The sequence below is a fragment of the Hymenobacter psychrophilus genome (assembly GCF_900107135.1).
GTDB lineage: Bacteria > Bacteroidota > Bacteroidia > Cytophagales > Hymenobacteraceae > Hymenobacter > Hymenobacter psychrophilus.
Window position 1 is genome coordinate 221,803 of record NZ_FNOV01000004.1, and the last position, 21,971, is coordinate 243,773.

Consider the following 21,971-nt stretch of genomic DNA (forward strand, 5'->3'; position numbering starts at 1 on the left):
GCCGCACTGATGAGCAAGCCAGACTGCAGAAGCATCGGAATCTGGTGCTAAAAAAGAAACCCAGCCGAGTAGACTGGGTTTCTTTTTTTATTCGTTTTCCGCCGCTTCGGGTTCGGCCTTCTTGGCGGGTTTGGCCGCCGCCTTGGTTCGGGTTTTAGCTGGCGCTGGTTTTGGCTCGGCCGGATCCGCTTTAGCTTTGGCCGAAGTCTTGGCCGCTGCCTTCGGTTTCGCCGCCGCTTTTGGTGTTGTCGCCTTCGCTGTGGCCTTGGTAGCCGCTTTAGCTTTCGGCGCAGCCAAAGGGGCAGCCGTAGCTGGCTCCGGTGTGGCATCGGCCTTATCCGGCTTGGTTGCTACCGCCAACTTAGCATCAGCTTTGGCTGGTGCCTTGGGCTTGGTAGCTGCCCGTTTTTTGGCCGGAGCCTTGGCTGGCTCTGCATCCAGAGCTACTTGCGCATCAGTAGGCGCAACGGCAGCCTGCAGTACTGTGGTCTCGACAGCAGCAGCAGTGGGTGCAGCTGCCGATGCCCTGGGCTTCGCGGCAGGTTTGCGGCGGGCCGGCCGGGCTGCTGCAACCGGTTCTGTTGGTTCTGCAGTGGCTGGCTCTGTTGCGGCGGGTGTTGCCTCGGCTATCGGTTGCTCTTGGGGAGCTTTCGAGTTCGACGGCCGCTTTCTGGCTGCTGCCTTCTTTACCGGGGCAACCGGGCTGGCAGGGGCCGAAGCTACCTCGGGCACTACGACGGCCGGGGTTGCTACAGCCTCAACCGGAGCTGAAGGAACTGCTGATTCGGCCTCTTCGGCAGATGAAGTGGGAGAGGCAACTGTATCTGCTGGTTGTGCTTCGGCCGGAGCGGGCCCCTCGGCATCAATGGCGTATAGCGGCTGGCGGCTGGGCCGCCCCCCGTAGCGGGGCGCCTGCTCGCGCTTGTTGCCGCGGCGGTTATTGCGGCCCCGGCGGGGCTCTGGTGTCGTTTCGGCAGTCGCCGGCTCCGAACCGTCTTCTTCGCTTGGCGCGTTGGCCGTAGCTTCTGGTTCGGTTGGGGCAAGTTGAGGGCGTGGCTGGCGCAGCTCAGCTTCCGTTACGTACACAACTTCCGATGCGGGCTCGTCATCATCTCCAGCCTCGTCGGCAGAGGCGCGGGCGGCGGGCAATGGCTCATCGGGCAGCGGTGCGGGCGCAGTGGCTACAGCGCTGGCTTCGGCTTGCCCTTCGCCCTCGGCCTGTTCGGCGGCCAAACGGGCGTGCTTGCGCTTGGTGCGCTTGGCCCCGCCCCGCGACCGGCGTTTTTTGCGGCGGGCCGCCTCCTCAACTGTTTCCTGCGGATCAATTTCCTCGCTGTCGTCCTCGTTATCGGCATCAGTGATGTCAGTCTCATCCGTCAGGTTGCTGATGGTGGGCGAGTAAGCGTGGTCGTAAGCCGAATCAGAAGTAACGGCCGATTCTTCCGTAGCGGTATCCTCCGTTTCCAGTTCGTTTTCTTCCGCTTCTTCTACCAGCAGGCCCGAACCAGGCCGGATGATACTAGCCTGGGACGTAAGCCGGGGCTGGGCGAATACAGCTCGGCGAATTTCCTTTTTGCCGGCCTCTTTCTTGCCCGCATCTGGCTTGGAAACTGCTTCCGGAGCTGCCGCCGCAGGGGCAGCTACCGCCACGGGTTGGGTTTTTTCTGTAACTACCTGCTCATCGAACGAACCGATATCGATGCGCTCCTCGCCATCATCGTACGTTTCCTCCACTGGAGCGGCAGATTTGGGTTCGGGCAGGTTTGCCAGCTCCCGCTCCACGTGGAGCAGTTCCATGCGTACATCGGCCGTGCCACTGAGCTTGCGCAGGCGCTCCAGCGTGCTTCGCAGAAATTCGCGGTGCTCGGGCGCGGCCGGGTGCAACGGCCGGTGGCCCAGGTTCTGGCGGATGCCTTCCCACTCCTTCTTGAAACGGCCGAAAGCGGCATCGAAGTAGGTCCGCGTAAACCTCTCCCACACGTAGTTCTCGGCGCTTTCCGAGAGGTGCAGCATGTCGGTGGCGTAGAAGCGGTAGTCGCGCAAATCGTCTACCAGCAGTTCGTAGGCCGGGAAGTACGTCACGTCGGGCAGCAACTCGCTCAGGTAATGGCAGGCCACGCGCAGCATGGCCTTGCTGGCCGAGTTGAGCACCAGCGTGTCCTTGAGGTGGCGCACGGGGCTCACCGTAAGCACAAACTGCAACTTAGGGTTGATGCGGCGCAGGTAAGCGTGGGTTTCGGCTACGGCCGCAATTATTTCGTCGGCCGTCAGTAATTCTTTGTCGAAATGCTCGGCCGGCACCTTGTGGCAGTTGCTCACCAGCTCGCCGGTTTCGCGCAGGCGGTAGGCAAAGGCCGAGCCCAGCGTGAGCACCACCACGTCGGCGGTGGCCAGAAACACGCCTACCTCGCGGGCCAGCTGGTTGATATGCTGCAACAGCTCTACCGGCGAGTCGGCCCCGATTTCGGCGTGCAGGTCGTAGCTCTGCCAGCGGCCGCGGGCCTCCACTAGGTGCTGCTGCCAGTCCATATCCTCCCCGGCCGCCGCGCGTAGCAGCTTGCAAGCCGAAATCGGGTTGAACACGGTGCCGAAAGGATTGACCAGGGCCGCGACCTTGAACTCGGTCAGGCGCGCGCCGATGGAATCCGAAAAGCAAGACCCCAGCGTGAGCACCCGGGCCGACGGCGGCAGCTGGTGGGGGAGGGGAGTAAGCGGAATTTCAGTACGAAACATTGGGCTGAATTAGGCCCGGAGGGGCCGGAAGCGGGCGGGCAACCTACTCAACCGCCCGCCTCCGGCCAAACAGACCGGTAAGCGGGGCGCATCGCCGGTAATGGGACGCGGCTCAGTTGCTGCCTTGAAGATGGGAGAGAGATACTGCCGGCCGCTCCGTAAAGCAGCCGACTGAACTGTTGTACGAACAAAGGTCGTAATAAGTGCTGCAGTATACGGCGGCGCCGACAAACAAAATGCCCGGCTGTCAAAGCAAGCAACGTGAAAGAGCAAAAGTAACGTACAGTTCAGCGCTTGTAGTAGGGCTGCGAGATATCAGGGGCGGACACTGCGGTTAATAAGAAATCCCTGCTTCTGCTTGTACTCTTCTGCCGGGGCTCCCGCAGCAGAAGGCGTGGTTGCCATCGTGCTTAACTCCACCAACACGTCATCTCTTGTATTAGAAACTAGTACGATGAATCCTCCTGGTATGTACTTGCCCTGGTAGGTGGCAGGTATCCAGTGAGACATTGCTCTCACTTCTTTCAGAATAACGCTTTTCAATGCAGCATTGCTGCAAGAAACTTCTTTGACATAGCCTGTTGTATCAAGCTCACATCGTACAACTGTTTCAGTTGGCAACTTCCGATACCACGGCTGGCCAGAGTAAGATGCCAGGCTGCGCCGTAGTTGTTCTGCATAATCAGGAAGTGGCAACGAATTGGTTGGAAACCTTAGCGCAGCAAGGATCTTTTGGTCTTGCTGTTGGTGCTGTCGGGTTTCGCATGATACCCCTAGGTCAAATCCATCGGCGAATTTGCTCGGGCTTTCCAATGCAAATACGACATACGGGGTACTTAATGCTGCGGTGCCATAAACAGGCTTGGTCGCCAACCGCCCACTGCGAAATTTGCCCTGCACAAAATTCTCGATGGTGAATGGCTGTCTGTTGTGCCGCTGCATACTCTGCCACTGGCCATTCGGTACGCCGTCGGCTACTTCGCCCCGAAAAATAAATTTGGAGACAATGCGCACCTTCTTGCCCTCTGGTAGGGTCGTGTAAGAAGAGGCCAGTGTGCCTTCCCAGTTGCCATTACCATCAGTCACTCGCTGAGTTCCGGTAGAATCCCAATAAGATTCAATTCGCAGCTGCCCATCCGGCAAGAATTGCACCACCTGCCGGAGCTGTGAGTTGTCATACCAGTAGCGCCATTCCCCGGTTGGTGTGCCGGCAACAAGCTGCCCCCGTAGTGCCATCGTGCCATTGGCATGGAATTGCTCTATGGAGCCGTTTGCCTGGGCATTCTTGTATTGTAGCCGCATAGCTAAACGGCCGGTTTCCATCCAATAATCGAGTACCTGCCCCTTGAAGTCGGCATCAGCCGTCAGGCGGGTATGGCGACGGATGCTCGCACATTGGGGCGGAGTGAGTCTATACTCTGTATCGTAATATAGTAATACACTGTCCGCTTCGATTACACGGTAACAATCTTCTAGTTTTGCCTCTGCAATAAATACGGGAGGTGACTTCAACTGCTGAGCTTTAGTGGCGAACGATAACGTGAGCAGTAAGAGCAGCAAGGCAGAGCGCATTCGAATAAAAATGTGGCGGTGGAGCTGGGAAAGATAAACAAAACGCCCGGCTGCCAAAGCAACCGGGCGTTTTATCTGCCTCAATAGCGTTTCAACGGTAGCTTACTCCGCTACTACGTTAAAGCGAATCTTATGCTTCACCTCGCGGTGCAGGTCGGCCGAAGCTGTGTACTCGCCTACCGACGTGGGGTCGGTGTCGAACGAGAGACGCTTGCGGTCTACCTCAATACCCTTCGCCTTGAGGGCGTCGGACAACTGCAGCGTGGTTACGCGGCCGAAAATCTTGCCGCTCTCACCTACTTTGGCTACTACGTCCAATACCATGTCACCAATCTGGTCGGCAATGGTCTGGGCGTCGCCCTTCACCTTATCGGCCTTGTGAGCGGCCTGACGGACGTTCTCGGCAACGATTTTCTTGTTGGTCTTGTCGGCCAGTACGGCCAGGCCCTGGGGCATCAGGTAATTGCGGCCGTAGCCGGGCTTTACCGTCACGAGGTCGTTCTTGTAGCCGAGGCCCTTAACGTCGTCTTTCAGAAATACTTCCATGATTTTGTTTAGTTGTTAGTGCTTAGCTGGTAGTGCTTAGGCTGTTGATAAAGTCGTTTAGACCAATCCCAGTTCCTAAGCACCAGGCACTAAACACTACGCCCTACCATCTATTTCAACGAGTCGGTTACGTAGGGCATCAGGGCCAGGTGGCGCGCCTTGGCAACGGCCTGGGCTACTTTACGCTGGAACTTGAGGCTGGTGCCGGTAATACGACGGGGCAGAATACGACCCTGCTCGTTGACGAACTTCAGCAGGAAGTTCGGGTCTTTGTAGTCGACGTACTTGATACCGGCTTTCTGAAAGCGGCAGTACTTCTTACGGGCGTCCTGCTTGTGCAGACGCTCGTTGGCGAGACTCATTTTACGTTGCTTAGCCAACTGCTTCGGACGTTTTAGGTTTGGGTTGATTCATTTCGCCTTTGCGACGACGGCCAGCGTATTCCAGGGCGTACTTATCCAGTACGGTGGTCAGGAAACGGATGACGCGCTCATCACGACGGAAGGCCAGCTCCAGCACATCTACGATGTTGCCTTCGCCGGTGAACTCCACGAGGAAATAATACCCGGTGTTTTTTTTCTCGATCGGGTAGGCCAGCTTTTTAAGGCCCCACGATTCAAGGTTGATGATGTCGGCGCTATTTTCCTTAAGCACCTGCGAGAACTTCTCGACCGTCTCTTGCACTTGGCTCTCGTTCAACACGGGAGTCAGAATGAAGACCGTCTCGTAATTTCTTACTGCCATTACGACGGGGTGGAATATGATGTGAAAAAATAAATGAGGGGCAAAGGTATGCTTTTATAGCTTAATAAGCACCTATATAGGAGCACTTTGACTTAAAAGATTTGCAGCCCGGTATTTTAGCAGCAGCGGCACAAACCTTCTCTTTATAGTATAGGTTCTTGACTCGATGCGGAGTAAGTGGGAAAGTGCCCTTAATGTACCCCGGCCGCAACTACTGCCCGGTAGCGCCTAAGGCCCTGAAAGTCGGGGACAAACGGGCGTTTAGAATAAATCTAAGCTTGTTGGCAGGGCCGAAAATTAGCCCGTTCTGGTTTGTTCTCTGGCTTTCCCAAGCTACATTTGTGGCCTTGAAGCACCCCCGCGTTTCTTTTTTTTAGCTAATCTGTGCGATGGATAGCATCCGACTACGTTCCCTTCCCCGCCTCTTTCTAGCTCTGCTACTGGTCTTTGTCAGCTTTGGTTATGCCATGGCCCAGGGAGCTCAGCCAGCAGCCGGTGAAGTAGGCAGTTCTAAAAACCCCAGCGAGGTCGGCGTAACGCCCGGCACCGTGGCCGCTGCTGCTCCGGCCGCTGCCGCCGGCACCACTACTGCCGATCCGGCTGCTATTGCCGCCGGCGATGCCCTGTTCAAAGGCAACTGCGCCCAGTGCCACGCCGTCAACGATGTGGTAGTGGGTCCGGCCCTGGCTGGTATTACTAAGCGCCGCCCGATGTCCTGGATCATTCCTTGGATCAAGAACTCCAGCAAAATGGTGGCTGCCGGCGATGAATACGCCGTGAAAATTTACAATCAGTACCAGAAGCAGCAGATGCCGAGCTTCCAGCTTTCGGATGCTGAAATCACTTCTATCATCGCCTACACTACGTCGCAGGAAGGCGTTGGTGCCGTGCCTACTGACCTGAATGCCAAATCGGGCGACAATGCCATCGTAGATGGTACTGCCGCTGCTAATGGCGAAGCCAGCAGTTCTTCCATGAACATCCTGCTGATTGTCTTGGTGGTGGTGCTGATTGTGCTGGTGGTAACGCTGGTTATCATTGCCAACATCATGAAGGACGTGCTGCGTGGCCGCAAGGACCTTGATGGCCGCGACCGGGAGCAGATGGAGCAGCGTTTCGACTACAGCCGCATCTACAAGTCGACGGCCGTGCGCGGTATTGTGGGCACTGTGTTCGTACTGGCCGTTCTTTACGAAACTATCCAGGGTGCCATGGGCGTGGGCCTGAGCCAGGGCTACCAGCCTACCCAGCCTATTGCCTTCTCGCACAAACTGCACGCCGGCGAAAATCAAATCAACTGCGCCTATTGCCACACTTCGGTGTACAAAGGCAAATCGGCCAACATCCCGTCGCCCAACATTTGTATGAACTGCCACTCGCAGATCAAGACAGAGTCGCCGGAAATCAAGAAAATCTACCGCGCCATTGAGCGCAAGCAGCCTATCCAGTGGGTACGGATTCACAACATTCCGGACTTGGCTTACTTCAACCACTCCCAGCACACGCAGGTGGCCGGATTGGAGTGCCAGACTTGTCACGGACCCATCCAGAACATGGAAGTAGTGTACCAGTACTCGGCCCTGACCATGGGCTGGTGCATCAACTGCCACCGCGAAACGCCCCTCAACACCAAGGGCAACGGGTACTATGATAACCTTGTGAAGCTGCACGATGCCAAAAATGGTGCTGTTCCCTTCACCGTATCGTCGAATGGCGGTACCGAGTGTTCGAAGTGCCACTACTAGGGATTTGAGGAATTGGAGCGAGGTACCTTGGTTTGCATAGAACAGCATCCAGGAATCCAAAACTCCATAATCCCGCCCATTCACAATAACTTCCCAAGTCAAGACAAGCACCATCTTACGGACTGAGTGGCGTCGAATTTAAGACCCCTAGTGCGCAAGACCCCAAGCCCCCAACAAATGCAAGAGTCGCCCAAGTACTGGAAGGGAATTGAGGAGCTGGAAAACTCGCCAGAGTTCATCAAGAACGCTATGACCGAGTTTGCCGACTTCATGCCGGTAAAGGAAGGCCACGGTTCGACGGACGCTAGCATAGCCCCGCGCCGCGACTTTTTGAAGCTCATGGGCTTCGGATTGGCCGCCGCTACGCTGGCCAGCTGCGAAGCGCCCATCCGTAAGGCTATTCCTTATCTCAACAAGCCCGAGGAAGTTGACCCCAGCATCGCCAACTTCTACGCGTCCACCTTCTTCAATGGTCAGGACTACAACAGCGTGCTGGTTAAAGCCCGCGAAGGCCGGCCAATCAAGCTCGAAGGCAACCCTGAGTCGCCCATAACCCGTGGCGGCCTCTCGGCCCGCGCCCAGGCATCGGTACTGAGCCTCTACGACAATGCTCGCCTGCAGTTCTTCACCAAGAAGGGCCAGCGCATTGCTACCGACCAGCTCGACCAAGAGGTGCGTGCTGCTTTGGGGGGAGCCGGCCGCGTGGCCATTGTGTCACCGACCATCATCAGCCCTTCGACCAAAAAAGTCATCAACGAGTTTGCCGCCCGCTTTGGAGGTGCTGAACATGTGATGTACGATGTCAACTCCGTTTCGGCACTGCTACGAGCTAATGGGGGTGTTTTGCCTTCTTATGACTTCAGCAAGGCCGACGTAATTGTGGGCCTCGATGCCGACTTCTTGGGTACCTGGATTTCGCCCGTTGAGTTTGCCCGTCAGTATGTAGAAAACCGAAAGGTGTCGCGCGACAAGCGCACCATGTCGAAGCACTACCAGTTCGAGACCAACCTTTCGCTAACTGGCTCCAACGCTGACGTCCGTGAGTCACTGAAGCCCTCGGCTATGGGTGCCGCCACCGCCGACCTCTACAGCGCAGTCGTTGGTGGGGGCGCGGCTCCTAAGTCGAAGAAACTGGCCGAAGCGGCTGCCGCCTTACGTCAGGCTGGTTCGCGCGGCCTCGTTGTGTCGGGCATCAACGACCCCGGCATTCAGGCGCTGGTAGCTGCCATCAACCAGCGCCTCGGCTCGGCTGCCGTTGATACGGCCACCCCTTCGTTTGTTCGCCAGGGCGACGACGCCCGTATGGCCCGCTTGATTAAAGACATCATTGCCGGCCAGATTGGTGCTGTGATTTTCTATAACGCCAACCCTGTGTACGACCACCCGATGGGTGCCGAGCTAGGTAAGGCATTGCAGGGCGGTAAAGTAACGACCAGCATCTCGCTCAACGACCGGCTCGACGAAACCGGTAAACTTTGCCTCTACGCCGCTCCCGACCACCACTTCCTGGAGTCGTGGAACGATTACGAGCCTAAGCGTGGCTACCTGAGCTTGGCTCAGCCGGTGATTACACCGCTGTTTGCAACTCGTCAGGCGCAGGATTCGCTCCTGACCTGGGCCGGTAATCCCACTACCTACTACAACTACCTGCGTCAGCAGTGGCAGGCCGTACTGGGCAGCACGAATTTCGTGAAAGCCTGGGATAAGGCAGTACACGACGGCGTCGCCCGCGGTTCGGCTTTGCCTGCTCCTGTTGCTCAACTGGAAGCTTCCCTCGACGTGAACAGCGCCATTGGCGCAGCTCGCGCCAATAAGGGTGGTGGTATTGAGTTGGCTATTTACGAGAAGGTAGGCCTTGGCAATGGCGCTCAGGCTAACAATCCTTGGCTGCAGGAGTTACCCGACCCGATTTCGAAGGCTACCTGGGGTAACTACGTAACCGTACCCCGTGCTTACGCCATGGAACAGAAGTGGGAGCAGGGCGATGTGGTGAAAGTGACGGCCAATGGCCAGAGCATTCAACTGCCCATCCTGATTCAGCCTGGCCAGGCAGCCGGTACTATTGGTATTGCTATCGGTTACGGCCGGGAGGCTGCCGGTAAAGTGGCCGACCAGATTGGGGCCAACGTGCTGCCGCTGGCAGCTATGCGCAACGGTGCCATCAGCTATACCACCGCGGTGCAGATTGAGGCTACCGGCACCCAGTCGCCAATCGCCCAGACTCAGACCCACCATACAATTATGGACCGGGAGGAGGTTGTGCAGGTAGCTTCGCTGAAGCAGTACCAAAAGAATCCCAAAGAAGTAACCGAGTACGTAAAGATTCTCACGCCTGAAGGCCTTGAGTCGCCTGAGCGTGTGTCGCTGTGGCAGGATTACGAGTATAAGAACCATCATTGGGGCATGGCCATCGACCTCAATTCGTGCATTGGCTGCGGCTCGTGCGTGATTGGGTGCCAGGCGGAGAACAACGTGGCTGTAGTAGGTAAGCAGGAGGTGATCAACCGCCGCGAGATGCATTGGATGCGTATCGACCGCTATTACAGCTCCGACGCCACCAAGGAGGATTTTGAGGAGAAGGGCAAGCTTGGCACTTACGCAGCTATGGAAGACCCGTCGGCCAACCCGTCGGTGGTGTTCCAGCCCCTCATGTGCCAGCACTGCAACCACGCTCCCTGCGAAACGGTATGCCCGGTACTGGCTACTACCCACAGTTCCGAAGGTCTCAACCAGATGACCTACAACCGTTGCGTGGGTACCCGCTATTGCGCCAACAACTGCCCGTACAAAGTGCGGCGCTTCAACTGGTTCTCGTACTACAGCAACGAGAAGTTTGAAACCGTGAACGGCCACATGTTCACCGATCTGGGCCGCATGGTGCTCAACCCCGACGTAACGGTACGGGCCCGCGGTGTAATGGAAAAGTGTTCGATGTGCGTGCAGCGGATTCAGCTCGGCAAGCTCGAGGCTAAGAAAGAGAAGCGTCGTCCGAAAGATGGCGAAATCGTTTCGGCCTGCGCCCAGTCGTGCCCTACTCAAGCTATCGTGTTCGGCGATATGCGCGACCCCGAGTCGCGCCTGTCGCAACTGTTGAGCCGTGAAGATGGTGAGCGTGCATTCCACGCGCTGAGTTCCATCAATGTGCAGCCCAACATCACTTACCTGACCAAGATCCGCAACACGGATCAACTCGATTTCAACGTTTAATCTCGGCTCTTAGCTTGTTGGGGATTTAGGGAGTTGGTTTTTAGCGCCAGTCTGCCCGCCACGAAGCCAAGTCCCCGAGTCCCTGAAGCCCCAACAACCAAATTCAATCACTATGCAGCACGTATCACCTGTACGGGAGCCGCTCGTTACCGGGGGGAAAACGTACCACGACGTTACCCAGGACGTGTGCCGCCAGGTAGAAGCCGCCCCGAATATTCGGTGGATGGCCGCCCTGAGCGTCGCCCTTCTTCTCCTCGGCGTGTTCTTCTACTCCGTTTACCGCACCCTGTGGTACGGCATCGGCGAATGGGGCCTGAACAAAACCATCGGCTGGGCCTGGGACATCACCAACTTCGTGTGGTGGGTAGGCATCGGCCACGCCGGCACCCTGATTTCGGCCGTACTGCTGCTGTTCCGTCAGAAATGGCGGACCTCCATCAACCGCGCCGCCGAAGCCATGACCATCTTCGCGGTAATCTGCGCGGCCATGTTTCCGGTACTGCACATGGGTCGTCCATGGCTTGCTTATTGGGTATTCCCGTTGCAGAATACGTTTGGCTCGCTGTGGGTGAACTTCAACTCGCCGCTGCTCTGGGACGTGTTTGCCATTTCGACCTACTTCACAGTGTCGCTGGTGTTCTGGTACACGGGTCTGGTGCCCGACTTCGCTACCATCCGCGACCGGGCAAAGGGCCCGATTGCTAAAGTGGCGTATTCCATGCTGAGCATGGGCTGGAAAGGTTCGGCCAAGCACTGGAGCCGTTACGAAACGGTTTCGCTGATTCTGGCCGGTGTTTCGACTCCGCTGGTACTGTCGGTGCATACCATTGTATCGATGGACTTCGCCACCTCGGTGGTACCGGGTTGGCACACGACCATCTTCCCGCCCTACTTCGTTGCCGGTGCTATCTTCTCGGGCTTTGCGATGGTACTGACCCTGATGCTCATCACCCGGGTTGTGTTCAAGCTGGAAGACTATATTACCATTGAGCACATTGCCCTCATGAACAAAATCATGATGGTGACCGGCTCGATTGTAGGTGTGGCTTACATCACCGAGTTCTTCATCGCCTGGTATTCGCAGGTAGAATACGAGTCGTATGCTTTCATCAACCGCGCCACTGGCCCTTACTGGTGGGCTTACGCGGCCATGATGACCTGCAACGTGATTACGCCTCAGCTGGTGTGGTTCCGCAAGGTGCGCTACAGCATTCCGCTCACGTTTATCCTCTCGATTATCGTGAATATCGGTATGTGGTTCGAGCGTTTCGTAATTATCGTTACCTCGCTGCACCGTGACTACCTGCCCTCCTCGTGGGCCATGTTCTCACCTACTATCATCGACGTAGGCATTTACGTGGGTACTATTGGCCTGTTCTTTACGCTGTTCCTGCTATTTGCCAAGTTCTTCCCCGTTATCAACATGGCTGAAGTGAAAGCAGTACTCAAGTACACGGTGGATAATGGACCGACATATACCGGCCACGATCCTCACCACGCCCCTAAACCTGCCACCACCCACGGAGTGCCAGCCTCGGCCCCAGTAAACTACGATAAGCATGACTAAGCGCTTCGCCCTCGGTATTTTCGAAGACGAAGACGTGCTGCTGCACGCCGTGGAAAACGTTCGGGAAGCCGGCGTTAAAATCTACGAAGTCTTCACCCCGTTCCCTATCCATGGCATCGACGATGCTTTAGGCATCGAACGGTCGCGCCTACCTATTGCTGCGTTCTTCTTTGGCCTGACTGGCTTGGCGTTCGCACTTTGGATGCAGATTTACATGCTGGGTTTCGACTGGCCAATGATCATCGGCGGCAAACCGCACATTGCGCTGCCAGCCTTCATTCCGGTATCATTCGAGTTGACAGTGCTCTTCTGCTGCCACGGTATGGTAATCACTTTCTATACTATCAGCAAGCTGTATCCACGTTGGAAAACGCCAGTTCTGGATGTGCGCTCGACTGATGACAAGTTCGTGATGGCCATTGAGGTAAATGAGAACACCGACATGACCAAGCTCACGCAGATTCTGCGGGAAAATGGCGCATCGGAGGTCAACCAAAAAGAAATGTCCAAGTTCTAATGATGCACTCGCTGAAAATATCGCTACAGGCGTCGGCGGTGCTGCTGGCTGCGGCGCTGACCACGGGCTGTAATCAGGCCAACGATACGGGCCTGGAGTACGCTCCGGAGATGTACACTTCCATTCCGTACGAGCCGCTGAGCCAAGTTGGTGCCAACCACATCAACCCTATGGGCATCAACGAGCGGACGCCGGCTGTGGGTACTATCCCGCGCGGTAAGCTGGCTTACTACACGCACATTGCTAAAGACGATGTAGCCGCGGCTGAAACCACGCTGAAGAATCCCTACGCATACACCAAAACCCACTTGGAGGAAGGCAAGGTGCTTTACTCCCGTAACTGCCAGCACTGCCACGGCGAGGAGGGTAATGGTCAAGGTCCGGTAGGTATCAAATTCAAAGGTGTACCTAACTACTCGGCCGGCGCTTATAAGAATCAAAACGATGGTCACATCTACCACGTGATTCAGTGGGGACGCAACCGGATGATGCCACACGGCTCGCAGGTGAACCCTCAGGAACGCTGGAAAATTGCCATGTACGTACGGGCACTACAACTCGGTAAAGGTCCCGATGGGCTAGCCGATATGGTGCAGGTTGGTAGCGCTGATGCTGACGTGCCCACCGCCGATTCGACTATGACGTCGGGTCAGATGAAAACGAACCTTACCAAGGCTGGTTCAAACGAAATGTCGAAGAACCCCGGTGCGGGCGACCCGGCACGGAACGGCGAAGCTATTTAACCCCCTGCTATGGCAACTCTGACGCATCAGGAAAGCGTTACGGCGGAATACCTGGAGGTAACGCCGGGCGCCCGTAAAAACTTCATGCTCATCATCATCGCCGGCGTAGTCGTGCTTGTGGTGGGCATTATCGTCTCGCTGTTCGGCGGTGGCGGCCACGAGGCAGCCGAAGGTGCCGCTGCTGCGCACGGCGCGGCTGCGGGCCATGGCGCTGCTGCGGCCGGCCACGGCGGTGAGCACCACGGCAGCGCGCCTTGGCTCAAGCGCATCATCGTAAGCCTGTGGCACAACAATGTGTTTTTCACGGGTGTGTCAGCTATTGGCACCGTGTTTATGGCCATTCAGTACGTAGCCTACGCGGGCTGGTCAGTGGTTGTCAAGCGCATCAATGAGGCCCTGAGTGCCTGGCTGGTACCGGGGCTGGTGATTATGCTGGTCGTGTTCGGCCTCAACTTCATCAATAATGACCTGTTCCACTGGACCGTTCCTGGTATCATGGAGAAGGGCAACGCCAACTACGACGCCATTATTGCCGGCAAATCGGGCTTCCTGAACATTCCGTTCTACCTAATCCGGACGGTTATTTATTTGGGCCTGTGGATCTACTTCACCAAGCGTCTTCGTGACTTGTCACTTGCCGAAGATTTGAATGGTGGCACTTCTTACTTCCACAAGAGCATCAACGTGTCGGCCTTGTTCCTAGTATTCTACGCCGTAACATCGTCGATGTCGGCTTGGGACTGGGTTATGTCGGTAGACGTTCACTGGTTCTCGACGATGTTCGGCTGGTATGTGTTCGCTTCGTGGTGGGTATCGGGCATTGCAGCCGTTACGCTGTGCGCCATCCTGCTCAAGCAGGCCGGCTACCTGCCATTGCTTAAGGAAGGCCACCTGCACGACTTGGGCAAGTTTATGTTTGGCTTCAGTATCTTCTGGACCTATGTGTGGTTCTCGCAGTTCATGCTGATCTGGTACGCCAATCTTCCGGAGGAATCGGTATACTTCAATCAGCGTCTGGGTGGCTTCAATGGCCAGTACACTTGGTTGTTTTTTGCCAACCTGGCTGTCAACTTCGTTTTTCCCTTCTTGGTGCTGATGACTCGGGATGCTAAGCGTCAAATGATCATGCTCAAAATTGTGAGTATTGCCATCCTGATTGGTCACTGGTCCGACTTCTATTTGATGTTCATGCCCGGAACAATGAAGGGCGATAATGGGTTTATTATCGAGATTGGCATTGCTTTGATCTTCCTCGGTAGCTTCCTCATTCTCATGACCAAGAGACTAGCCCAGGCTTCGCTTACTCCGTTGCATCATCCCTTCCTCGACGAGAGCGTTCATCATACCACCTAATAATTTCAGACATGAGTATTGGAGTGTGGGAAGTTGGGCCTGATAGGATACAGGTTCTCGCTTCTGGCCTCTCAACTCTCACTTCTACATTTCGTCAATGACTACTCTGAGCATTATTCTGGTTCTGGCGCTGTTGCTGGTCGTATTCGGCCTGTTGTTCCGCCTCCAGATTCTGACTTCCATCTTCTCGGGCAGCTCTACTCGCGAGGTGAGTATCAGCAACCGTGTAAATGCTATCCTGTGCTTGGTTTTCCTAGTGGTAGGTGGCGCTTGGTTCGCTTGGTCTTTTGTTGAGAACTTCGACAAAATGAACCCGCCGATTGCTTCTGTCCACGGTTTGGCTACCGATAAGATGTTCTGGACGTCGATGATAATTCTGGGGATTGCCTTCGTGCTGACCCAGGTGTTGCTGTTCTGGTACTCCTATAAGTATCAGCATAATGACAATCGCCGGGCTTTCTTCTTCCCGCACAACAACAAGATTGAGGTTATCTGGACGCTGATTCCGGCCGTGGTAATGGCAGCTTTGGTATTTGCTGGCTGGAAGGAGTGGACCCGTATTACTGGTCCTGCTCCTAAAGACGCAGTAGTGCTGGAGATTATGGGCAAGCAATTTAACTGGTTGGTACGTTACCCCGGTCGTGATCAGAAGTTGGGCATGGTGAATTATCGCCTGATTGATGCTGTAAACGAATTTGGATTCGACTTGAGCGACCAGAACGGCGTCGACGACTTCACAGCTGGTGAAATTCACGTTCCGAAGGGGCATCCGGTACTCTTGCGTATCCGTTCGCGCGATGTACTTCATGCTGTATACATGCCTAACTTCCGGGTACAGATGTACGCTGTTCCAGGTATGCCGACTAAGTTCTGGTTTACACCGACCAAGACGACTGACGAAATGCGTGCTCAGACGAGCAATCCTGCCTTCAACTACGAAATGGCCTGCAATCAGATTTGCGGTCGTGGTCACTTCGCTATGAAGATGACCATAATCGTAGATGAACCAGACGACTATGTTGCTTGGTTCGCTAAGCAGAAATCATTCTCGGAGCAGAACCCAGAAGTATTGGCTAGCTTCAAACAGAAGTCGGACAAACTGGTTGAGAAAGCAACGGCTGTTCCGGCAGCGGCTGCAGTCGTAATTCCTACGGCCGCCAAGGCTTCGCTTTAATCATTCTTACTGCACGTTTTACCTATGGCAGCTAACTTTCCCACGCAAGAGCAGGTGCAGGGTGGCATCGGGGCAACCGAACCGGGCCACGACCACGCGCACCACGATGAGCACCACGAGCAGAGTTTTCTGCAGAAGTACGTTTTCAGCACCGACCACAAAGTAATAGCCAAGCAGTTCCTGATTACGGGTATCCTCTGGGCTGTTGTTGGTGGTACGCTGTCCAGCCTGTTCCGTTTGCAGTTGGGCTGGCCTGAAGCTACGCTCGAATGGCTTAAGCCATTCCTGGGTAAGTGGATTGAGGCTGGTAAACTGAACCCCGAGTTCTATCTGGCTCTGGTAACTATGCACGGCACTATTATGGTGTTCTTCGTGCTGACTGCTGGTCTGTCGGGTACGTTCTCCAACTTCCTGATTCCACTGCAAATTGGTGCTCGCGATATGGCGTCGGGCTTCATGAACATGCTTTCGTACTGGTTCTTCTTCGCATCCAGTGTGATTATGTTTGCCTCGCTGTTTATTGAAACCGGACCTGCCGCAGCTGGCTGGACAATTTATCCGCCGCTTTCGGCGCTGCCTCAGGCTATTTCAGGTTCGGGTGCAGGCCAGACGCTTTGGCTGGTATCGATGGCGCTGTTCATTGTATCGCAGTTGTTGGGTGGCGTAAACTACATCACCACTGTTATCAATCTGCGTACCCAGGGCATGAGCATGAGCAAGCTCCCCCTGACCATCTGGGCGTTTTTCCTGACGGCTATTCTGGGTTTGTTGGCTTTCCCGGTACTGTTCTCGGCTGCCCTGCTGCTGATTTTCGACCGTTCGTTCGGTACTTCTTTCTTCCTTTCGGATATCTACATTGCGGGTCAGGCGCTGCCCAACACGGGTGGTTCGCCCATCCTGTTCCAGCACTTATTCTGGTTCTTGGGTCACCCCGAGGTATACATCGTAATTATGCCTGCCATGGGTATGGTGTCGGAAATTCTGGCCACCAATGCCCGTAAGCCCATTTTCGGCTACCGCGCCATGATTGGTTCGCTGCTCGGTATTTCGCTGCTCTCCTTCATCGTATGGGCTCACCACATGTTCGTAACCGGCATGAACCCCTTCCTCGGATCGGTATTCATGTTCCTGACTTTAATTATTGCCGTGCCTTCAGCTGTGAAGGTGTTCAACTGGCTGGCCACACTGTGGCGCGGTAATATCCGCTTCACTACGGCCATGTTGTTTTCCATTGGCTTTGTATCGTTGTTTATTGCTGGTGGTCTGACGGGTATTGTACTTGGTAATGCTGCTCTTGATATTCAGCTGCACAACACCTATTTCGTAGTAGCTCACTTCCACTTGGTAATGGGTTCGTCGGCCTTCTTCGGTCTGTGGGCTGGGGTATACCACTGGTTCCCTAAGATGTTTGGCCGTATGATGGATGAGAAGCTGGGTTACATCCACTTCTGGCTGACTTTCATCGGTGTATACTTGGTGTTCCTTCCGATGCACTACGTAGGTATTGCCGGCTTCCCCCGTCGCTACTACGCTTGGACTGGTTTTGATACCTTCAGCCAGTTTGCTGACCTGAACAAATTCATCTCGGTAGCTGCTATCGTGGCCTTCATTGGTCAGTTCATCTTCATCTTCAACTTCTTCTACAGCATCTGGCGCGGTCGTCGTGCTACCGAGAACCCTTGGAACTCGACGACGCTGGAGTGGACGACGCCGGTAGTTCCCGGCCACGGCAACTGGCCCGGCGACATCCCAGCTGTGCACCGCTGGCCTTACGATTACAGCAAACCCGGTGCCGAGGAGGACTTCATCCCGCAAACCGTACCGTACTCGCAGACGCAGTCATCTAACCTGCCCTACGAGAAGGAAATGGAATAATCCTCCATTAGTCGCAAACACTTGGAACAGGCCGCCGTACCAACGGCGGCCTGTTTTTTTGCAATCGGCTTAACGAAAAATACATACAGAAGTACAGGTAATTCAGCAGTTTCCGACGAAGCAATATGCTGCTGAGATGGTTATATACCTGAAGTGCAACCGTTGGTGGGAGAACTTGGCTGGCAATCTGTTGTCGGTCGAACTCTTCATCTTTTCATCAGAAAGTGGCTAGCGAATAGCTTGTAGTGAACAGCTCAAAAATGGCAAATCCTGCTTTTGTGCGCCGTTTCCGGTTCGTGGGTATCCTTACCGTGGCAGCCGTGTACGTTTTGATTTTAGTTGGCGGCGTTGTGCGTAGCACCGGGTCGGGTATGGGCTGCCCCGACTGGCCAAAATGCTTTGGTACTTGGATTCCGCCCACCCACATAAGCCAGCTGCCAGCCGATTACAAGGAAGTATATACAGCTCAGCGGGTAGCCAAGAACAAAAAGCTGGCGGCCCGACTCGAAAGCCTGGGTTTCCATCAGGTAGCAGGGGACATTTTCGCTCACCCTTCGCAGTACATCGAAACTGATTTCAACCCGGTGAAAACCTGGATTGAATATATCAATCGGCTGATTGGGGCACTAATTGGAGTATTCGTGTTTGCCACGGTGCTGTTTGCTTTGCCTTATTGGCGGCGCGACCGGCCTGTATTCTGGCTGGCGCTGGCTTCGTTTCTGCTCACCGGGGTGCAGGGCTGGCTGGGCTCATTGGTTGTTTCTACCAACCTGCTGCCCATTATGGTAACGGTACATATGGGGCTGGCCCTCGTAATTGTGGGCCTGTTGCTATACGCAGTTATTCGGTCGCAGCGCCCGGGCGACGGTTTTGAGGAGTGGGTGCAGCCGTTGCCGGGCCTGAAAGCCGTATTGGCAGTAGCAGTGCTGTTTACTTTCTGCCAGATCGTGCTGGGCACTCAGGTGCGGGAGGAGGTCGATCTACTTGCTTCGGTCAGCCATTACCTGGGCCGGGCCGGCTGGATAGACCAGCTGGGCGTTACCTTCAAGGTGCACCGCTCGTTTTCTATCCTGATTTTGCTGCTGAACGCTTATTTAACCTACCGCCTCTACACGCTGTCCTCCCGGGGGCTACAGCGGCTGGCTACGGCTATAGTAGTGCTGGTGGTAGCCGAAATCGTGGCAGGGATTACGCTGGCCTACTTTGCATTCCCGGCCTTCGCCCAGCCTATTCACCTGACGCTGGCCACCGTGCTGTTCGGGGCGCAGTTTCAGGCCTTGGTAGTCTACAACCGGGCTACGAAGATGCAACCGCAGGCGGCTACTCCGGCCGTTGTTGCGTAGCTTTGCAGCCCCGTTGGGCGGCGGTTTTTCGCCGTGTATTCTGTTTTTCTCCCGTTAATGAGTAAGGCTAAGGCGTACTTCCAGTTGATCAAGTTCCGGCTGGCCCTCACGGTGGCTTTTTCCAGTGCTATCGGCTACCTGTTGGGTGCCACTGAGTTGCACTGGGGGCGGGCGTTGTTGGTTATGGTGGGCGGGCTGGCCGTTACGGGAGCCGCCAACACTATTAACCAGATTTTTGAAATCGACCTCGACCGCCAGATGAAGCGGACTGCCCAGCGGCCGTTGCCACTTGGCATTCTCAGCCCCCTGGAAGCCTGGGTGTTTACGTTTCTGCTGGGCGGGGCGGGGCTGGCTTTGCTAACGCTGGTATTCAACCCACTTTCGGCGGCGCTGGCGTTGCTTTCGCTGATTCTATACGGATTCGTTTACACCCCGCTCAAAACTATTTCCCCGATTTGTGTGGCCGTCGGAGCCATTCCAGGTGGGCTGCCACCCCTTATCGGTTGGGTAGCGGCTACCGGCGTTCTGGGCCTGCAGGGCTGGATTCTGTTTGGTATCCAGTTCATGTGGCAGTTTCCGCACTTCTGGGCCATTGCCTGGGTGCTCGACGACGATTACAAGCAGGCGGGCTTCAAGATGCTGCCCTCGCCCGGCAAGAAGGATCTGCGTACTGCGTTCCAGATTATGACCTACACGCTGGTGCTTATTCCGCTTAGCCTACTGCCCTTTTATTTCGGCATGACCGGCACGGTGTACCCCATGGTGGCCGCCGTGTGTGGAGTGCTGTTTCTGATGCAGACGTTCTACCTGATGCGCACGGTTAGTAAGAAGGCGGCCATGAGCATTATGTTCGGCTCCTTCCTGTATCTGCCTATCGTTCAGATTGCCCTGGTGCTGGACAAGATGTAGTGCTTGCCTTGGAAGTGAGATATGAAACGTGAGAAGTGAGACAAAAGCCTCCTTCTCAGTGTTTGAATCAAACAGGTGGGAGTTCCGGATTCTTTCTGTTCCGTGCTCTGCCGCCTGTCTCACTTCTCATATCTCACCTCTCACTTCCATACAAATGCTTGCTAACGAAGCGCTGAATACCAAGGAGCCGGCCACCGGAATACACCCGACCCGGTTTCTGCTCATGCTGATGATGGTCAGCATATTCATGATTTTTGCTGCCTATACCAGTGCCTACATTGTGCGGCGCAACGAGGGCAACTGGCTTGAGTTCAATCTGCCGGCAGGTTTCCTCTATACCACGCTGGTGCTGTTGCTGAGCTCGGCCACGGTGCAGTGGGCCTGGCTGGCCGCGCGTCGCAACGACCTGAAGCAGGTGCGGCTGGCGCTGGTGCTCACCTTTGGCTTGGGCCTGACATTTCTGGTGGGCCAGTGGCTGCTGTGGGGCCAGTTGGTAGACGGTCGCATCTTTTTTGCGGGTACCGATTCCAACCCTTCCGGCTCATTTCTGTATGTATTAACCGGAGTGCACGGTTTTCACCTGATTACAGGCCTTATCTTTCTGCTGGTTGTTGTGCGGAAAAGCTTTAAGTATCAGGTGCATTCCCGCGAAATGCTCTCCATTGGCAACGTTACCATCTACTGGCACTTCCTGGGCGTACTTTGGTTGTACCTGTATTTGTTCTTACTTTTGAACCACTAGATTGTTGTAAACTCCCCCGCACGCTATGTCCACCATTTCCCCGACGACGCAGGCAATTTCCGATTCCGCCCTGGACAAGCCCCGCACCGGCACCTGGGACGGCGGTAATGAGCCCTTCAATGCCAGCTATGGCAAGCTGATGATGTGGTTCTTCCTGCTGTCGGACGCCTTCACGTTCGCCGCTTTTCTGACCACCTACGGCCTTATTCGCCACAAGTACCTGGCATACGCCGGCAAGGTCGAAGATTTCGTGTTTTCCACGGCCTACTGGCCCATTCCGGAGAAGGTGTTCAACTCCTTCCCCGGCTTGCATGGCGTCGATTTGCCGCTGGCTTTCGTGGCCTTGATGACGATGATTCTCATCTTCTCGTCGGTAACCATGGTACTGGCCGTAGAAGCCGGCCAGCGTTTCGATAAGAAGGACGTGCAGAAGTGGCTGTTGTGGACCATTCTGTTCGGTACCATTTTCGTAAGCTGCCAGGCCTGGGAGTGGAGCCACTTTATTGGCGGCACCGACGAGGGTACGCTCATGAACGACGGTACGCGGTTCTTCGGAGCCAACCTGGCTGTGAACCAGTACGGTCCGGTGCTATTTGCCGACCTGTTCTTCTTCATTACCGGTTTTCACGGCACGCACGTATTCTCGGGCATCTGCCTGCTGATTTACTGCTTTATTGCCACCACCAACGGCACGTTCGAGAAGCGTGGCCACTACGAGATGGTGGAAAAAATTGGCCTCTACTGGCACTTTGTTGACCTGGTGTGGGTGTTCGTCTTCACCTTCTTCTACCTGGTTTAATTTTCCTGGCTACGCGGCCGGCTGGTGCTCTTCGGGGCGGCCAGTCGGCTGCCGTGTTTTTCCTCTCTACTCATGGCTAACCACACCACTCAAATGCCGGCCCACCCCGGCGAGATTCCGAAGCCCAATACGGCCTGGATCTGGAAAACCTTCTGGGTTATCACGGCTATTACAGCGCTGGAATTCCTGATTGCCTTCGTTATGCCCTCGAGCACGCTGCGCAATTCCATCTTTATTGTCCTGACTATCTTCAAGGCCTTCTTTATCGTGGCCGAGTTCATGCACCTGAAGCATGAAACCAAAGGACTCATCTGGACGATCCTCATCCCGATGGCCCTGCTGATCTGGTTGCTACTGGCCCTCATCACCGAAGGCAACGCCATTCATAAAGCCATTTTCTAG

At 55.4% G+C, this 21,971-nt stretch carries 18 protein-coding genes; 13 read left to right on the forward strand and 5 right to left on the reverse strand.

The window, feature by feature from the left end; genetic code table 11:
* Positions 1–87: 87 nt before the first annotated feature.
* The 5 genes from BLW21_RS07750 to rpsF all read right to left on the reverse strand — a co-directional run bounded on the left by BLW21_RS07750 (position 88) and on the right by rpsF (position 5,595).
* Positions 88–2,733 (reverse strand): GSCFA domain-containing protein, encoded by a 2,646-nt coding sequence (locus tag BLW21_RS07750; RefSeq protein WP_092738886.1) that lies wholly within the window; start codon positions 2,731–2,733, stop codon positions 88–90.
* Between the two features lie 315 nt (positions 2,734–3,048).
* A complete protein-coding gene (locus BLW21_RS07755; protein ID WP_092738887.1) occupies positions 3,049–4,305 on the reverse strand; it encodes a toxin-antitoxin system YwqK family antitoxin in 1,257 nt (418 codons plus the stop codon).
* 102 nt (positions 4,306–4,407) lie between these two features.
* Positions 4,408–4,851 (reverse strand): 50S ribosomal protein L9, encoded by a 444-nt coding sequence (gene rplI, locus BLW21_RS07760; RefSeq protein ID WP_092738888.1) that lies wholly within the window; start codon positions 4,849–4,851, stop codon positions 4,408–4,410.
* Between the two features lie 110 nt (positions 4,852–4,961).
* The gene (rpsR, locus tag BLW21_RS07765; protein ID WP_019947036.1) at positions 4,962–5,213 is read right to left on the reverse strand and encodes a 30S ribosomal protein S18; all 252 of its coding nucleotides are present in this window, start codon (positions 5,211–5,213) and stop codon (positions 4,962–4,964) included.
* 10 nt (positions 5,214–5,223) lie between these two features.
* Positions 5,224–5,595: a 30S ribosomal protein S6 gene (rpsF, locus tag BLW21_RS07770; RefSeq protein ID WP_092738889.1), complete on the reverse strand. Its 372-nt coding sequence runs from the start codon at positions 5,593–5,595 to the stop codon at positions 5,224–5,226.
* A gap of 467 nt (positions 5,596–6,062) precedes the next feature.
* Between rpsF and BLW21_RS07775 the strand changes: the two genes are divergently transcribed.
* From BLW21_RS07775 to BLW21_RS07835, 13 genes are all read left to right on the forward strand, one after another.
* The gene (locus BLW21_RS07775) at positions 6,063–7,340 is read left to right on the forward strand and encodes a cytochrome c3 family protein (protein ID WP_092738890.1); all 1,278 of its coding nucleotides are present in this window, start codon (positions 6,063–6,065) and stop codon (positions 7,338–7,340) included.
* A gap of 177 nt (positions 7,341–7,517) precedes the next feature.
* Complete coding sequence (locus BLW21_RS07780; protein ID WP_092738891.1) at positions 7,518–10,547, forward strand: TAT-variant-translocated molybdopterin oxidoreductase; 3,030 nt, start codon at positions 7,518–7,520, stop codon at positions 10,545–10,547.
* A 112-nt stretch (positions 10,548–10,659) separates the two neighbouring features.
* Entirely contained in the window at positions 10,660–12,114 is a 1,455-nt protein-coding gene (nrfD, locus tag BLW21_RS07785) for an NrfD/PsrC family molybdoenzyme membrane anchor subunit (protein WP_245711837.1), read from the forward strand.
* Positions 12,107–12,631: a DUF3341 domain-containing protein gene (locus BLW21_RS07790; protein WP_092738892.1), complete on the forward strand. Its 525-nt coding sequence runs from the start codon at positions 12,107–12,109 to the stop codon at positions 12,629–12,631. Before nrfD ends, BLW21_RS07790 begins: the two co-directional genes overlap by 8 nt.
* The gene (locus tag BLW21_RS07795; RefSeq protein WP_092738893.1) at positions 12,631–13,374 is read left to right on the forward strand and encodes a c-type cytochrome; all 744 of its coding nucleotides are present in this window, start codon (positions 12,631–12,633) and stop codon (positions 13,372–13,374) included. Before BLW21_RS07790 ends, BLW21_RS07795 begins: the two co-directional genes overlap by 1 nt.
* A gap of 9 nt (positions 13,375–13,383) precedes the next feature.
* Complete coding sequence (locus BLW21_RS07800; protein WP_317040223.1) at positions 13,384–14,727, forward strand: quinol:cytochrome C oxidoreductase; 1,344 nt, start codon at positions 13,384–13,386, stop codon at positions 14,725–14,727.
* A 97-nt stretch (positions 14,728–14,824) separates the two neighbouring features.
* Positions 14,825–15,901, forward strand: a complete 1,077-nt coding sequence (locus BLW21_RS07805) for a cytochrome c oxidase subunit II (RefSeq protein WP_092738894.1) — start codon at positions 14,825–14,827, stop codon at positions 15,899–15,901.
* Between the two features lie 24 nt (positions 15,902–15,925).
* Positions 15,926–17,776, forward strand: a complete 1,851-nt coding sequence (locus BLW21_RS07810; protein WP_245711838.1) for a cytochrome c oxidase subunit I — start codon at positions 15,926–15,928, stop codon at positions 17,774–17,776.
* Positions 17,777–18,036: 260 nt separating this feature from the next.
* A complete protein-coding gene (locus BLW21_RS07815; RefSeq protein ID WP_092738895.1) occupies positions 18,037–19,119 on the forward strand; it encodes a COX15/CtaA family protein in 1,083 nt (360 codons plus the stop codon).
* Between the two features lie 57 nt (positions 19,120–19,176).
* A complete protein-coding gene (gene cyoE, locus BLW21_RS07820; protein WP_092738896.1) occupies positions 19,177–20,028 on the forward strand; it encodes a heme o synthase in 852 nt (283 codons plus the stop codon).
* A 154-nt stretch (positions 20,029–20,182) separates the two neighbouring features.
* Positions 20,183–20,770, forward strand: a complete 588-nt coding sequence (locus BLW21_RS07825; protein ID WP_092738897.1) for a cytochrome c oxidase subunit 3 — start codon at positions 20,183–20,185, stop codon at positions 20,768–20,770.
* Between the two features lie 25 nt (positions 20,771–20,795).
* The gene (locus BLW21_RS07830; protein ID WP_092738898.1) at positions 20,796–21,569 is read left to right on the forward strand and encodes a cytochrome c oxidase subunit 3; all 774 of its coding nucleotides are present in this window, start codon (positions 20,796–20,798) and stop codon (positions 21,567–21,569) included.
* A gap of 72 nt (positions 21,570–21,641) precedes the next feature.
* Positions 21,642–21,971 (forward strand): cytochrome C oxidase subunit IV family protein, encoded by a 330-nt coding sequence (locus tag BLW21_RS07835; protein WP_092738899.1) that lies wholly within the window; start codon positions 21,642–21,644, stop codon positions 21,969–21,971.